8 protein-coding genes are annotated in these 14,531 nt (G+C 46.1%); 5 read left to right on the forward strand and 3 right to left on the reverse strand.

Annotated elements, in window-relative coordinates:
• Window positions 1-80 precede the first annotated feature (80 nt).
• The 5 genes from V7R55_RS04810 (at window position 81) to V7R55_RS04830 (ending at window position 7,793) form a co-directional block, all read left to right on the forward strand.
• Window positions 81-3,803 (forward strand): ATP-binding protein, encoded by a 3,723-nt coding sequence (locus V7R55_RS04810; protein WP_334057793.1) that lies wholly within the window; start codon window positions 81-83, stop codon window positions 3,801-3,803.
• A complete protein-coding gene (locus V7R55_RS04815) occupies window positions 3,800-4,435 on the forward strand; it encodes a condensin complex protein MksE (RefSeq protein WP_334057795.1) in 636 nt (211 codons plus the stop codon). Before V7R55_RS04810 ends, V7R55_RS04815 begins: the two co-directional genes overlap by 4 nt.
• Complete coding sequence (locus tag V7R55_RS04820; RefSeq protein ID WP_334057797.1) at window positions 4,432-5,649, forward strand: phosphoenolpyruvate carboxylase; 1,218 nt, start codon at window positions 4,432-4,434, stop codon at window positions 5,647-5,649. The genes V7R55_RS04815 and V7R55_RS04820 overlap by 4 nt, the downstream gene beginning before the upstream one ends.
• Before the next feature lie 460 nt (window positions 5,650-6,109).
• Window positions 6,110-6,502, forward strand: coding sequence for a TerB family tellurite resistance protein (locus V7R55_RS04825; RefSeq protein ID WP_118489827.1), 393 nt, complete (start codon window positions 6,110-6,112; stop codon window positions 6,500-6,502).
• 34 nt (window positions 6,503-6,536) lie between these two features.
• Window positions 6,537-7,793 carry an alpha/beta hydrolase gene (locus V7R55_RS04830; protein ID WP_334057799.1) on the forward strand — a complete coding sequence of 419 codons (1,257 nt, stop codon included), beginning with the start codon at window positions 6,537-6,539 and terminating at the stop codon, window positions 7,791-7,793.
• 205 nt (window positions 7,794-7,998) lie between these two features.
• Here the strand turns inward: V7R55_RS04830 and V7R55_RS04835 are convergent, their stop codons facing one another.
• The 3 genes from V7R55_RS04835 to V7R55_RS04845 all read right to left on the reverse strand — a co-directional run bounded on the left by V7R55_RS04835 (window position 7,999) and on the right by V7R55_RS04845 (window position 14,125).
• A complete protein-coding gene (locus V7R55_RS04835; RefSeq protein ID WP_334057801.1) occupies window positions 7,999-11,115 on the reverse strand; it encodes an efflux RND transporter permease subunit in 3,117 nt (1,038 codons plus the stop codon).
• Window positions 11,108-12,166 (reverse strand): efflux RND transporter periplasmic adaptor subunit, encoded by a 1,059-nt coding sequence (locus V7R55_RS04840; protein ID WP_334057802.1) that lies wholly within the window; start codon window positions 12,164-12,166, stop codon window positions 11,108-11,110. The genes V7R55_RS04835 and V7R55_RS04840 overlap by 8 nt, the downstream gene beginning before the upstream one ends.
• Before the next feature lie 144 nt (window positions 12,167-12,310).
• Complete coding sequence (locus V7R55_RS04845) at window positions 12,311-14,125, reverse strand: ABC transporter transmembrane domain-containing protein (RefSeq protein ID WP_334057803.1); 1,815 nt, start codon at window positions 14,123-14,125, stop codon at window positions 12,311-12,313.
• Between the last annotated feature and the right edge of the window lie 406 nt (window positions 14,126-14,531).

Raw genomic sequence — 14,531 nt, forward strand, 5'->3', positions numbered from 1 at the left:
CAACGTTTACCCTATCAAAGCAGGTACAGTTTTGGGCTGTGTGAGCGTTCACGCGGCAGAGTTATTGATACAGGAACACTATGGCAGGCTTAAAACGTATTATTCTCATCGACACGCATTTACCAGGCGTGGTCGAGCTAAAGCTTGATGGACACACCAATATTTGTGGTACCAATGCGTCGGGTAAAACCACACTTCAGCGACTTATTCCCGTGTTTTATGGCGAATATCCCAGTCGTGTGGTGCCAGCAACTCGTGACAGCTTTGAACGCTGGTACTTACCTCGTTTATCCAGCTTTATTATCTATGAATATACACGCGCTGAAGGCGACCTATGCCAAGCTGTATTAAGCTCAAACGGAACCGGTGTAAATTACCGTTTAATTGGCAAGCCGTTTGAAATTAGTGATTATTTAATAGAACAAAAGAACGGCAAGCACGCCAGTGTAAGTAGCGCCGAGCTTGCACGTGCCATGAAGCGCAATAATATACTGGTAACAAGCTTACTCAATACCAAAGACTTCCGTGCAATCATTCAAAACGATCACGGGGTGCTCAACCAAAGTAACAATGCACGCGAATTATTAGGCTACGCCAAAATCTTTAGTTTGTGCGAACCTTCAAAGCATATGCGCCATATCGAAAAGTTGGCAAAGGCGGTGCATTCCAAAGAAGGCAAAATGGAAACCATCAAAGCCATGATTGCCGCTATTTTGGAAGAAGATGGTGTTACGCCACCTACTTCAGGTCTTAGCCGACACCGTGTTGATGACTGGATTAAAGAGTGTCATTTAATAAAGCAGTTCGACAAAATTCGCCCCGAGTTTTCTAAACTCGAACAAGCCGACATGGCTTTAACAAGCACAGAGCAAGTGCTCGCTAACCTAAAGCATAGCTTTGAACTTGATAAGACCTATTTAGCCGCGCGTGTTGAAACCACTAAAAACGAGCTCGATGAAAATAGCTTCCAGCGCAAGCAAACTGATAGCGAGTGGGGTGACACTCGCGATCATCTAAACCAGGTTATTTCATCTGCTCGTGCCGATGTTGAGAAGTTTACTAGCGAACTGGATACGGTAGAGCGTGAATTTGATAAGTGGCAAGACGAAAATATCGAGCAGCTTAAAGAAGATGTTGCAAATTTGTCGCAGTGGCAAAATGAAAAAGCCATGGCCGATAGTCGCTATGTACTGCTTACTGAAAAACACCAAGATATTGAGTCAGCCTACAACAAGCGCTTGGCTGAACTAGGTGAAAAGCTGTCAATTACTCTAGAAGAAATGTCAGCCGCACGCCAAGAAGCCGCAGAAAACAAAGCAGAGCAACAGCAGAGTGAACGTGAAGCGTTAAGTCGAATACAAAGCGATTACAACAGCCAGCTAAGCACGCTGCAGCAGAATTACCAGAATAGTTTAAATGATCTGAAAGTAGCGGAGGCTGAGCTTAAAGCCTCACTCAGCAACGCAGGCTATAACGAGTTTGAGCAGTCTCAGCTAGACATTTTAGACGCAGCAATAAAAGAGGCGTCCATTAATGAAGATTCAGCCCGTGGCGAATTGCGACAAGCTCAACAGGCACACGCTAAATCAGTAGAGTTTCGCAAAGGATGTTCAAATGCGTTAGACAAAGCACGCAACGCGTTTCAACAAGAAGAAAAAGCGGTTAATAAAATTAACGCACTGCTGTACCCAGGGGAAGGCTCGCTACTTGAGTTCTTGCGCGCCAATGTGGACGACTGGGAATTATCCTTAGGTAAAGTTATTCGCCCTGAGCTATTAGAACGCACAGATTTGGCGCCTGCTATGGCAAACGATGCACAAGGTGACAGCCATACCTTCATGGATGTTAAGTTAGCACTTACTGAACTTGACACTCCAGACTACGCCTTCACTGAACAAGCACTTAAGCAGCAGTTGCAAGAAGCTGAAATTCGTCAAGCTGCTGCCCTTGCCGCGCAAAACGAATGTGAACAGCGCTTGGCGAAAGCGAACGAAGACGTGCGCAACGCCGAGCTTGTGGTTACCCAAAAAGACAACGCTGTTAAAAGTGCCGAAGCCAGTCGTAAGCGAGCACAGCAAGACCGCGATACGGTGCTTAGTGAATACCAACAAGCGCTTTCTGCACGTAAGCAGAAAGCTAAGACTAAGCTTGAAGCGAATCAGCAGTCTCAAAAGCAAGCGAAAGCTCAGTTTGAGCTTAGCCGAGATGAAATTAAAGACCAGCAGCGCGAAGCGGAAACCGAGCACAAATTCCACTGGCAGCAGCTTATTGCGGATAGTGAAGCGCGTATTTCACAGCTTGATAGCGATATGCGTAAGGCGAAAGACAACGCTGCCCAAGACCGCAAAGATATGCAGAGTTGGCTGGAAAGCGAATTGAGCAATCGCGGTGTGGATGTTGATGAAATAGGTCAGCTTAAAAAGCAAATCAATAAGCTTAAAGAAGACATTACGCGCACTGAAACTCATCGTCATAAAGTAGCCGACTACGAGCGTTGGTACACCAACGTGTTTACTAAGCAAAAAGTGATATGGCAGGAAGGCTTGTCTAAGTCGCGTAAGTTATTGGGTGAGTCCGAGCGTAACTTAGCCAGTAAACAGGCGACTTATAAAGCTAATCGTGAACAGCTTCAAGAGCAGCACGGGCAGCTTGAAACTACGCTTAAAACTGCCAGCGAGCACCTAGAACAGGTTAAAACCTTAAGTAAATCTCTTGCCAAGCTTACCCTTCAAGCAGGTGATGAAACGGCTGAAATTAAGCATGACGATGTCAGCATTGGTCAGCGTATCTCAGAAGTGCAAAGCCAGCTTCAAGAGCGTGAAAACTTATTAAGCGATATTCGCGCCTATGTAGAGCGGTTCGATCAGCTCATTGCCGCGCAAGCGGGGACAGGTTTGTCGGATACGTGGGAGCGCGCCCGTGAAGAGTGTGCAACGCTTAATGCCCATGGCGTGAAGAGCTTTGATCACCGCCGTATGGTGTCTCATTTAGCACAGCTTTTAAACGTGATAGTTCCGCAGAAGCTGCAGGGCTTGCGTGAGCAAGGCCGTATCTTTGGTGCTGACCTTTCGCAATACTATTTTGTACTTGCCGATATCGATAAGCGCATTGTGTCGCAAAGCCGCCGAATTACCCAAGAGGTCGACGGCGACCTTTCCCTTGATGGTGTATCAGACTCGGCTGTAAAAATTCGCTCACGTATTAGTGAACTTGAATTTTGGCCTGAACTTGAACAATTCAGAAAGCTTTATGAACACTGGATGGAAGCGGGAGCTAACGAGCTTCCGGAAGAAGAATATGGACAAAGTATGCGCCGAGTATTGGATATTCTTGGCCGCGCAGCGCTTACAGGCGGTATTAGTAAGCTACTTGATATCGAGCTTCATCTGCGTGAGGGTAACAGCGACCTTGTTATCCGCACCGACCGACAGTTAAACGAGTCGTCGAGCCACGGTATGGCCTACCTTATCCTGTGTAAATTCTTACTTGCTTTTACACGCCTTCTTCGAGGCGATGCCGACGCCACTGTGCATTGGCCTATTGATGAATTAGGTACGCTTCACCAAAACAACGTGAAGAAAATTTTTGAGGCGTGTCAGAACAATAACATCAGTGTTGTTGGTGCGTTTCCGAACCCTGAATCGGAAGTGTTGACGCTATTTGAAAACCGCTATTTGATAGATAAAGTAACGCGTCAACTGCAGGTGGTTCAGCCGAAAGCAAGCTCAATAGGCGCCCGCATAAAACTCAAAAAAGAAGCAGAAAAGAACAGTGAAATAGCTGGCAAGGAGGCATCAGCATGATGACAGAACAAGGCCGTGTACTAAGTGCACTTTTACAAGGCTCGTTTATTTGTCAGGTGACCGATGAAGAAGCGTGGCGTTTTCTTAAATCAAGAGATAACGCAGCTCAGTTAGAGCCTCACCTAGCTTTGCTGAACCGCACACTTTCAACTACCGCTGAAGGTGATGTATTCTTTGCTAGCTTTCTTACCATTGGTGAAAACGAACGCAAAGTGCTAACCCAGCAGTTCCAAGATACGGCGTCTAACCTAGTCCCTTTAGTCGAGTGGTTATTGCTGGTTCAACAAGCCAATGAGTCTGACATGCCAATAACCATGGGCAGCGCTATTCGTTTGAACGAGCTGCAAACAACTATTGAAGACACGCCCGCTTATGCAGAGCAACTTGAGAAAATTTCGCGCTATCGTATGTTTGGCTCTACCAGCGTGAACTTAGATGGACAGCTAAAGCAGGTTTTTAAACGCTTAACAGAAATGGGTTACCTGATTAAACCTAACCCGGATAAACAAATCTATTTGGGCACAGGTAAAATAGAGCACCTTTACGAGATGCTGCGTTTTATCGACGAAACCGAAGCACTGAGTTTATCTGAGCAGGCGGAGGCCGCTATTTCGCAAGGTAGCTTAATATGAGCCAGGTTTTAATTCAGGCGGGGACCAAACTACTCAATGCACTGGGGCGTCACAGCGACCTTATTATGCAGGCGTATGTTAATGGTTCGGTGAAAGAGCGCGACCACAGCCCAAAGGTATTGGAGCAGCTCGTTCAATTGGGGGTCTTATGGCGCCCCGAGGCGCAAAGTGAATTGCGTCTAAAAAGTGCGGTAAGAACGCTTTTAGAAGGAAGCTTGCAAGACGAACGTAACCGAACAATTAATGCGAATATTGGTGCGTCGCTGGCTAGCCTTAAAACGTTAACCGAGCATTATAAAGAAGCGCTTCATTACAACAAGTACAATGAAGCAGCAGCCCACATGGGGGATTTAACAGAACACGTCTATCAGCTTTCTGAATCACTAAGTAATAGTGTACGTGTCATGTTCGGCCGTATTAACAATGAATTCGGTTATGTATCGTCGGTTGAAGCTAAAATTCGCGAAAACGAATTAGCGCAGGGTCAGGTAACAGACTTACTTGCTCAGCTTGAGTGTTTCCGTTTCGATGAGTTAAGTGAACTGGCCGGGTCTAATCGCGAACTACGCCATTTACTGGTAGTATCCCTTCAGCAGCGCTTTTCAAAAGCCGCACAAGAGTTATCTGTTGTACAAGCGCGCTTATTAGACTTGTTGGGTCGATTCAGAGAATTCCAAGGTCGCACACGGTTACTTAAAGGTTTCTTGCTACATATGGAGCAGCAGCCTGATTTTGCGCCTGGCAACTACGCCAACCTGACTAACGTACCTGTGTTGTTTAATCAATCGGACACGATTATTGCTAACGCAGCACCAGACGTGAACAACGTTGAGCATGAAGCCGATTATCAGAATATTGTGGCGTCGTTAACCCACGTACACAAACGCCAGACTAAACACGAAGACACAAAACCGGTCGACATCGATGTGACTGAGCAATCGACCTTGTCACTTGAAAAAGACCCATTGCAGAAGGCAGTAGAAGCCTATTTCTGTGAGGTGATTGATTCAGGCCAGCCTAAAACGGCACTTAGTTATTTTGAAGAGCATGCTCTAGGCTTCGATCCTGAAGTGTGGATTTATCAGGTGATCGGGGGGTATCAAGCCCTAAACGATGAAGATAAGCAGTTTTTTGCATTAGAATCCCATGGTAATAACGATAAAGTCTATACGGGTAATTTCTACATAAACGATATCACGTTAGGCTTGCGTTAACGGGTCCTTTCAATCTTATCTATCGACTACAAATTTGGTCTGGCCCACGTGTTCAAAGGTGTGCCAGACTTTCATCTTACTCTAGCGGTTTTAACTAATCATTCTGTTGCCCTAATTAATCACTGACTTTCTAATCAATTGTTTGCCATTTTTTGCGATATGTGACACTTGGAACCTGTTGAAAAAGACCTATAATGCAATAGGTGTTTACACTTATTTAACATTGTGAACTAAAAGCTTCATCGCTGCGTAATGTTACCGTCAATTCTGCGGTCTACATTGTTGGTCCTGTTAAACCTTAGAACCAAAGTAAAGGTTTGCAGGTCCTATGGCAGTTAATCAGCGGCTAACGTGTTTTCGATGTTTAATAGCGCAATGTAGACACTGAAATTTATCGCTACTGCTAGGATGCAGAGCATGTTGTGGTACTGCCGCGTACAGTACGAAGAGGAAGAGTGTTATGCAATTATCAGAACAACAAAGTTTTAACCAAGCCCTTATCAAGCTTTCAGTGTTACTCTATCAGGTTGATGGAATGGTCACATTGACTGAACAAGACTACCTAAACGCAATGGTTGAATCTTTAGATTGGCAAAGCCCAATCTGCCGTGAGGCCTTTCTAAACGACACAATTTATCAAGCTCGAAAGGCCATCGACACAGGCGACACTGTTACTTTCTTAAAAAGTCTTAAAAACGATCTATCGTTTAACGCAGAAAAAACCTTAGAAGTTGCAATGGCGATCACGGGCGTTGATGGCGAGCGAAGCGAGGAAGAAACCGAGCTTCTATCATTACTTACCCATAAACTACTCGCCAAGGCATTAGTTTCGGGTAAAGATACACTGCAATAATCGCTTTTTCTTGCCATAGGCCTAAACGTTAACAATGCCAAATTTTACTGTTAAAGCAGCACACGTATGTGCTGCTTCTCTCGCGCTGTTCTTGTTGAGCGGTTGTCATTCGTCACACAGCTCGCAGTTCAGTGCTAGTGCACAGGCTTTTCCTGTGGGAGTGCAGCCTTTCGATAATTATTTAAATGAAGTTGAAAGTTACCTGCAGGAACATAGAGCGTTTATTTCTAACAACAAAACACAAGAAATATTCATGAATATGCCGTTTGAATGCGGCACGCAACACCGCGATATTGGTGTTTTACTAGTTCATGGGCTAGGCGATTCACCTTACTTTTTTCGTGATGTGGCAAATGCCATGTGCAATGAAGGTATTCACGTAAGAACCATTTTGCTGCCGGGCCACGGCTCAAAACCCGGAGACATGCTAAATGTTAGCTATCAGCAGTGGCAGACAGAAACGAATCATCACATACGGCTATTTTCTAAGGAAGTAGACAACCTCTATATTGGTGGCTTTTCGACGGGCGCTAATTTGACCACAATAGCAAGCTTTTCAATGGCTGAAGAGCTTGATATAAAAGGGCTAATGCATTTTTCACCAGCCTTTAAGTCACGCTTCTTTGTGTCTCGTTTAGCGCCCTATATCGATTCATTATTTCCTTGGCCCAATGTCGAAGAAGAAGATAACCCTAGCCGCTATAACTCCACTGCAATGCCGGGTTTCGCTGCTTATCAAGAAAGCGTAAATGTGCTTCAAGATTTGTTTACGCGCTCTGAAAAAGAAGAACGAACATTGAATCTACCTGTGCTTATGGTGGTGGCAGAAAAAGACAGCGTGGTAGATACTGCGATAATAGCTGAACAATTCAGAGACAATTTTACTCATCCACACAAGTGTTTATTGTGGCAGGGCGAGGATGACCCCGATGTACCTGCAAATACACTCATCATGCAAACCATGATGCTCCCAGAGCAGCGTATTAGCGCAGCCTCTCATATGAGTACACCTTTTTCAGATAAGAACCCGCTATATGGCACTGCGAGTGACTTTCGCATATGTGACAACGGCCAAGGTAGTGACGCCGAAGCGCGCTGCAAAGCGGGAGAGGAAGTGTGGTACGGACCGTGGGGGTTTAAGCCTGGTAACGCTGATGAAACTTTAGCAAAGAGTGAGCAAGATCGGGTGTACGCAAGGCTAGCCTACAACCCATACTTTGATAGGATGGTCGATCAACTTCTCGCCTTTACCGGCAAGGCGAAAGTCAAAGCGTTCTGTAAAACCTACTAGGGCAGTAGATTCTTAATTCATTTGAAAGCTCTAGCATCAGCCGTTTTTTAGTAAAAAACGCCCAAGCCTTAATGCGGGTAGTAACACTTGTTGTTACAACACACGTAGCCTGGGCGCCTCTCTTATTTCTCAAAGCAAACCGAGCGCACAGTCGCCGTTTAGATACCGCTTAAATAGGCATAGCGCCTACTTAAGCAGGGCCATCTCAGGAATGCTGTGCGTTGGCCTCTTCCATCTCTTTTTCAAGCTTAGCGCTTTCGTCCGCACGAGGCTTGGTAAAGCGGGCAAGCGCTAAATAAAGCACTGGCGTAAGGTAAAGGGTAAATACCACCGCGATACCCAGTCCGCCAAACACAACCCAGCCGATAGCGTTGCGGGCTTCTGCACCTGCTCCAGTTGATAGTATCAGCGGCAGGCCACCTAGAATTGTAGATACCAAGGTCATCATAATAGGGCGTAAACGCACCTTTCCTGCTTCAACAATAGCGTCATAGATATCAAAACCTTTATCGCGTAGCTGATCGGCAAACTCAATCAATAATATGGCATTTTTGGCGAGTAGGCCGATTAACATAACTAGTCCGATTTGCGAGTAAATATTAATGCTAGTGCCGGTTAAAAACAGCGCATAAACGGCGGCAGCAATACCAAAGGGCACAGTTAGCATAACTACAACAGCACTATTTACGCTTTCAAATTGGGCGGCCAGTACAAGCAATACAATGACGAAGGCTAAAATATAGGTGAGGGCGACCTGCTTAGACGTTTCTTCAAAGGTTTGTGCTTCACCTAAAAAGACCAATCCAACGCCATCGGGCAGAGTGTCTAGCGCTAGTGTACGTATTTGATCTACCACCTCGCTAAGTGCAACATCTTCTGGCAGTTCCATTTCCACTTTTATTGCCCGTCGCTGGGCTTGACGTTCTAGTTCAGCGGCAACGCCTTCTTCGCTAATAAATGCCACACTAGAAAGGGGCACTAGGTTTCCGTCAACGCTTTTTACATACAGGCTGGTAAGCTCGGACGGGTCTAACGTACTGCGATTATTAGTTTGCAGCATTATAGGAATAGCTTGGTCACCCACGTTTAAATCAGCAATGTCATCGCCATTAACGGCAGCGCGCAGCGTACTGGCGATGTCGGTAAGCGGCACGCCCAGCTCCTCTGCACGACGACGGTCTATGTTTACGCGCATTTGTGGTTGGGTTGGGTCGTAGCTAATTCTGGGTCTACCCAGCTCGGGCAGCTTTTCTTCAAGCAGTCGTGAGAAGTCCTGTGCTGCTAAGAAGATATTTTCATAGGTATCGCCAGTAAGTGCTATTTCTAAGCCGCCACCTTGACCGCGCAAGTTAAGACTATTGCCACCAAAGGCGTTACCAGGAGCTCCGGGTATTTGCTGGAGCTTGGGGCGAATTTCGTTAACGACATCTTGCAGTGACTTATCCCGTTCATCCCAATGTTTGAGCGGTGCGGTAATAAATACAATGTTCGGATCCCAAGAGCCAACCACCGTATAAATTGAATCTATGGTGCCATTCTCAACATAAGGAAGCAGGAGTTCTTCCATTTTTTCTGCTTGTCTATCCATAAAGTTCAGCCCAGCGCCATCAGGTCCGCGGGCAAATATCCGAATTGTGCCCCTATCTTCACTTGGCAAAAGCTCATTATCGATATTTTGTGACAGTATATAAGCACCACCGCCAGCAGCTAGGCTAAGTATGCCCACTACCCAGCCGTACTTAAGGGCTTTTAACAGTGAAGCTTGATATACGCCAAGGCACGCATTACCAAAGCGTCCAAAGGTTTTGCTAAACAAGCCACCGCTTTTTGTCTCTTTTACCTTAAGGCGTGCGGTAAGTGCCGGCACCAAAGAAAGCGCAACAAAAGAAGAGATAACGACAGCGCCAGCTAATACTCCACCGAACTCTCTGAACAAACGGCCTGCGGTTGAAGGTAGAAATGCAATGGGGATAAATACAGAGGCAAGCACTGCGGTGGTTGCCACTACCGCAAAGAATACTTCACGTGTGCCGATTACAGCAGCAGCACGAGCACCCAAGCCCATGCTTCTTCGTCGCTGAATATTTTCAGAAACAACAATCGCATCGTCCACAATCATACCCGTAGCCAAAACAAGGGCGAGCAGGGTAAGGATGTTAATTGAAAATCCCATGCCCCAAATAATTGCCAAGGCACCTGCCAGTGAAACAGGAATAGAAAGCGCCGGAACAATGGTCGCGCGCCATGAACCAATAAATACCAATAACGTCACAACCACCAAAGCAACGGTAAGGCTAAGCGATATCACAACCTCTTTAACAGAGTCTCTAATAAACTCCGCGTCGTCTGCCGTTACAGTTATGTGCATGTCGGTGAAGCGTTTGTCTAGGTCTTTGACCATTGCTAGCACTTCATCAGAAATTTCTATGGTATTAGAGCTAGCCTGTCGAATCACACCTACACCGATAACAGGTGTGCCGTCCAAGCGAACCACGCTGGTTGTATCGGCGGGGCCAAAATAAACACTGGCGACATCATTAATGCGAATGTCGCCACTTACAACTATATTGCCCACATCTTCTGCCGAGACTGACGTTGCATCAGCACGCACGATAAGCGCCTGTTCAGCCGACTGTATACTGCCTGCGGGAACATCAAAAGGCGCGAGCGATAAGGCGTCGGCTATATCGCTCATGGAAAGACTAAAGCTGGTAAGGCGAAGCGGGTCAACGGATACGCGCAAAACACGCTCTCTATCGCCGTTAAGAGTAACGTCCGCAACGCCGGGAATACTGAGAAACAAAGGCGCTACATCTGTATCGACGCGTTCGGTGAGGGTCTCCATATCTAGGGTATCACTAGAGATAGCAAGGCTAACTACCGCTTGAGCGTCGCTATCTGCGCGAATGATTGCCACTTGCTCGACGTCCTCAGGAAGTTGACGCTGTACGCGACTTACTGATTCACGGACTTCATTCGCTGCATCTTCTAAGTTGACGCCAGGACGAAACTCTACACGTACACGGGCAGAGTTTTCTTCGCTTTGTGCGTATATATTTTTCACACCGCTTACGCGGGCAACGGCCCCCTCTAGGCGACCGGTCACCTCAGCATCGACGGTTTCAGGGGAAGCGCCGGGAAACTGCGCCGTTACAGTAACACGAGGGGTGTCAACATCGGGAAGCTCTCGAACTTCAAGCCCGCTCAAAGCGGCAAGACCTGCAATGGCAATAAGCAGGTTTAGAACAACGATTAAAACTGGGCGTCGTATCGAGAGTGAGGGAAGATCACTGACTGAAGACGATAGATTTGGATCACTCACTTTGAGGCCCTCCGGCCAATTCAGTAGTAATTTCTTGGCCTGTACGTAAGCGCTGAACACCTTCTGAAATTAACGCATCACCTTCTTCGATATCGCCTGAAACTAAGATAGTTCCTCTTAAACGCTGATGTACACTTACATCCACACGTTTCGCTTTCCCATCTTCGGCAAGCCAAATATAAGCACCGGTTGCTCCCCATAGTAATGCAGCTTCAGGCACGGCCGCGTAGCGATCACCTTCAATGCTCAAATTAACCCTAAAACTCATACCTGGACGGAATTTATCCGACGAGTTGTCTAATAATGCGCGAGCTCGCAGGGTGCGGTCCGCTTCGTTAATACGAGAATCGACTTGCGCAATTTCGGCTCTCACCAGTTGTTCTTTATCGCTCCATGGTTCTAGTGTGACATTCGGCGCATTGAGCAAAACCGGAAGGGCGGCTTCGGGGGCTTTAAAATTAATAAAAAGTTTACTTCTATTATCGAGCGTGGTGATAACCGTTTGTTCATTGATCCGATCGCCTACCTCAACGTCAGTAATACCAACAATGCCGTCAAAAGGCGCGACAATATGTCTGTCTTCTAAATCTGCTTTTGCTTCTTCTAATGCGACCTCCGCAAGGTCGCGTTGAGTGCGGGCTAAGTCCAGCTCGCTAACGGGGACTGCACCTTGCTTATAGCTTGAGGCTAATCGCTCTACCGTGCGCTGTGCGTCTTCTAATGTGAGCTTGGCGCGCTTTAATGCAGTTTGCTGCCGTCTATCGTCAAGGCGAACCAATACCTTGCCTTTTTCCACAGATTGACCAGGAACAAAATTTATTTCTATTACTTCATCAGAAACTGCTGGGTACAACACAATAGAGCGTACGGCTTCAGCACTACCAACCGCCTCCACCTTTCGTGTTTCGTTCATAAACTGAATGGGTTTTGTCACAACAAGCTTAGCCTGTCTGTCACCCATGAACTGCGCGTTTGCAGTTGGCACCATCACTAAAAAAAGAGCACAAAGACGTGTCCATGTCTTCAATGCACCATAGACTGAATTTTTCATTTTAAACCCGTAGCGTTAGTTAAGCTTATACTTCTCATCAACATAGAGAGAGCATTAAACTCTTTATTTTTGTATTACCAAAACGGATATTTATTAGCCGATTGGTTAACCTTGTTGTTTGTACCGTATAGCACCACAGGCGGTTCAGCTAAGCAATTGCAGTTCAGCGTATTCCCTGTACAGGGTATCGCTTTTCATCAAAGAGGCATGGTTGCCGCTTCCCACAACCTGACCTTTATCCATGACAAGAATACGATCAGCATGCTGTACTGTAGCCAGACGATGGGCAATGACAATGCTTGTTTTGCCTACCATTAATCTGTCTATGGCTTGCTGAACCATACGCTCACTCATAGCATCAAGGGCACTTGTTGCCTCATCGAGAAGTAAGATAGGTCGATCGGCCAAAATAGCGCGTGCTATAGCGATACGCTGTTTTTGCCCACCAGAAAGCTTCACGCCCCTTTCGCCTAATTGCGTGTTATAACGTTCATCAAGGCTATCAATAAATTCGTGAGCAAAAGCTTGCTTCGCCGCATTCACCACGGCTTCGTCGGTTGCTTCAGGGCTGCCGTAACGAATGTTCTCCATTACGGTATCTGCAAACACCACGGGCTCTTGAGTTACTATCGCAATATGTCGCCTCAAGACATCAACGGGCATTTTATTAATAGGCATCCCGTTAAACAGAATTTGCCCGCTACTTGGGTCGTAAAAACGCATTAGCAATTGAAAGAGGGTGGTTTTACCTGCACCACTTGCACCAACTAAAGCAAGGCGTTCTCCGGCTTGTATATCAATGTTCAAGTTATCAAACAAAGGTTTACTATCTGGATATGCAAAGCTGACCTTGTCCAACTGAATTCTAGGGGCAGCCTTTGAAATTGAAACCTTATTTTCAGCCTCTTTAAGGTCAGATTCTTCCGCGCGCTCAGACTCGGTAATTTTCTTCTCCTTATCTGGTACGGGTTTGATAGCTGACTCAGTAGTAAAGAGTTCGTATAAACGTTCGCTCGCCCCCACACCACGCTGTACTTCGCCTATGACTTCACTAATTGTGGCCACACTGCCGCCAGCCATCACGGCATAGAAAAGAAAGGCGGAAAGCTCGCCTACCGTCATGGTTCCGTCGAGTACTTGTCTAGCGCCTACCCAGGCAATAAAAATGATAGCTGTCATGCTGATACACATAATGCAGCCAATCAACAATGAACGGTAATGAATGCGCTTTTTCGCTACGTCCATGGCAAGCTCTACTTTTCTAGAAAAATGCAGACGCTCAGCATTTTCAGCTGTGTAGGCTTGTACGGTCATTATTTCATGGAGACTTTCATCAATACGAGCGCCTAAGTCTGCCACTTTATCTTGGCTTGCTTTAGCGTAACGGCGCACTTGAGGCGCGAGTACCTTGATAGGCACCAATACTGCTGGTACGGCCACAATCACACAAAATGTTAGCAGTGGGCTGGAAAAGGTCATTAACGCCAATGCACCTACGAAGGTGACAATAGAACGTAGCGTCATGGATAAACTCATACCCACAACGGTTTGGATGATTGTTGTGTCGCTGGTAAATCGAGATATTACTTCTCCTGTTCGAAGCTCTGCGAAAAACGACGGCGGAAGCGAGAGAAGATGCGCATATACTTGGTTTCTAATATCAGCGCTAACCCGTTCGCCAAGCCAAGTCATTAAGTAAAAGCGCGCATAAGTTGCCAAACAGGCGATGATGGTTATAGCAAGTACCATAACCGTTGCTTTGTTTAAGGTGTCGGCAGCATTTTCGATAAAGCCGCTATCTATCGCGTATTTAATGCCTTGTCCAAGCAAAAGCCATGCTATGGCTGCGGTAAAAAGGGCAATGACAGCGCCTACAACTCGCATTTTATATTGAAGTAAATGAGAGCCTATCCACTGTAAGACTTGCTTTGTTGATACGGTTGGTAGCGGTGTCGTCAAAATTACCTCGTTGCTTGCATTACTTATTTACAGCACTGTATTTGCAGTGCTATTTGACATTGAAGACTAAATTATACGGTAAAGCGTGTACATTGGACGTGACCAATGCGACTACAGCTGCAGTATTTACGCTGGGATGAGAATTGGGTGGAGCAATAGACGAGTAACGTACTAAATTGACCAAGCTAAACATATGTAACGTTAACTTGAGTGAAGAATTCAGGGTTTTGGTTAAGCGGTCAGCAAAAGTAAAGCTGATGAAAAAATGACGCAAGTGTAACCTTGCGCTATCTATCACCGTCGTTAAAAGAAATGGGATGTGTTCAAACGGTGTCTTCTTTGCGTTGTTCTGATCGTGAGCCACCTACTAAATATTATAAGTTAAACAAGACTTTTACTTGCATTA

It is taken from the genome of Alteromonas sp. S005 (assembly GCF_036864475.1).
Taxonomy (GTDB): Bacteria; Pseudomonadota; Gammaproteobacteria; order Enterobacterales; family Alteromonadaceae; genus Alteromonas.

What these genes read in the sequence shown, in the direction of transcription:
- V7R55_RS04810 (WP_334057793.1), top strand. Translation starts at nt 81, where the DNA reads ATGGCAGGCTTAAAACGTATTATTCTCATCGACACGCATTTACCAGGC.
- V7R55_RS04825 (WP_118489827.1), top strand. Translation starts at nt 6,110, where the DNA reads ATGCAATTATCAGAACAACAAAGTTTTAACCAAGCCCTTATCAAGCTT.
- V7R55_RS04820 (WP_334057797.1), top strand. Translation starts at nt 4,432, where the DNA reads ATGAGCCAGGTTTTAATTCAGGCGGGGACCAAACTACTCAATGCACTG.
- V7R55_RS04830 (WP_334057799.1), top strand. Translation starts at nt 6,537, where the DNA reads ATGCCAAATTTTACTGTTAAAGCAGCACACGTATGTGCTGCTTCTCTC.
- V7R55_RS04815 (WP_334057795.1), top strand. Translation starts at nt 3,800, where the DNA reads ATGATGACAGAACAAGGCCGTGTACTAAGTGCACTTTTACAAGGCTCG.
- V7R55_RS04840 (WP_334057802.1), bottom strand. Translation starts at nt 12,166, where the DNA reads ATGAAAAATTCAGTCTATGGTGCATTGAAGACATGGACACGTCTTTGT.